Source organism: Streptomyces sp. NPDC047453 (assembly GCF_040643155.1).
Classification (GTDB): Bacteria; Actinomycetota; Actinomycetes; order Streptomycetales; family Streptomycetaceae; genus Streptomyces.
On sequence record NZ_JBEYTS010000194.1, the window covers coordinates 1 to 1,015 of the forward strand.

At 66.6% G+C, this 1,015-nt stretch carries 2 protein-coding genes; one reads left to right on the plus strand and one right to left on the minus strand.

All coding sequences use genetic code 11. From position 1 onward, the window contains the following. Positions 1-511 (plus strand): transposase (locus ABZ818_RS42895; protein WP_361427807.1); only part of this gene is annotated, 511 nt, incomplete at its 5' end. Positions 512-534: 23 nt separating this feature from the next. Here ABZ818_RS42895 and ABZ818_RS42900 read toward each other — a convergent pair. Next, complete coding sequence (locus tag ABZ818_RS42900; protein WP_361427810.1) at positions 535-855, minus strand: hypothetical protein; 321 nt, start codon at positions 853-855, stop codon at positions 535-537. Positions 856-1,015: the final 160 nt, after the last annotated feature.

Consider the following 1,015-nt stretch of genomic DNA (forward strand, 5'->3'; position numbering starts at 1 on the left):
ACGCCCCGACCGGCTGCCGGCCACCTACCACCGCACCCACGGGGTGCGGTACTTCCACGGCTGCTACTCGGTCGGCGACGACCGCCTGTGGGGCGTCAACCGCCGCAGAAAGGGGGCCGCCAACACGCTGGCCGCGCTGAGGTCGATCCGCGCCGCCCGGCCCGACGGCGCCCCCATCTACGTGATCCTGGACAACCTGTCCGCCCACAAGGGCACCGACATCCGCCGCTGGGCGAAGAAGAACAAGGTCGAGCTGTGCTTCACCCCGACCTACGCCTCGTGGGCGAACCCCATCGAGGCCCACTTCGGACCGCTGCGGCAGTTCACCATCGCCAACTCCAACCACCCCAACCACGTGATTCAGACCCGGGCCCTGCACGCCTACCTGCGCTGGCGCAACGCCAACGCCCGCCACCGCGACGTCCTGGCCGCCGAACGCAAGGAACGAGCCCGTATCCGAAGCGAGAAGGGCATCCGATGGGGCGGACGACCGCTCAAAGCCGCAGCCTGACGAGAGCAGCACGATCTCCGCAGTCAGAGCGCCACGGACGCGTGCAATGCATCAAACATTTCACGAAGCTCGGTGGCATCGATCGGGTCGATTTCCATCTGCAAGTGACAGGCGCCGTCGTCCCCGTTGGGAGTCAGGCGCACGAAGAAGGCGTGGCCACCCTGGACAGGCTCGGCCTTCAGCGTCAGCGGATTGTTGCGGCCGGGAGTCACCGCCGCTGAGAAGCGGTGGCTCGACGGAGCGCGCAGATGGGAGAGCACCCGGGCAGCGAAGTCCTCGATCTCCCCGATGGTGAGGTAGGCGGTGAAGTCAGCTCTCAGCCACGAGTACCAATCGGCGGTCACCCGCCAGTCATCTCCGCCTTCATGAGCCAGCTCCAGCCACGCATCATCACTGCCGAGGCGTATCCGCGGTCTTTCCAACGTCCTGCCCTCCCCGCCCTGGAGTCGTGATCCTACAAAAAGCCCCCACCAACCCGGCGAACCTATGCGGTCACAGCACTAG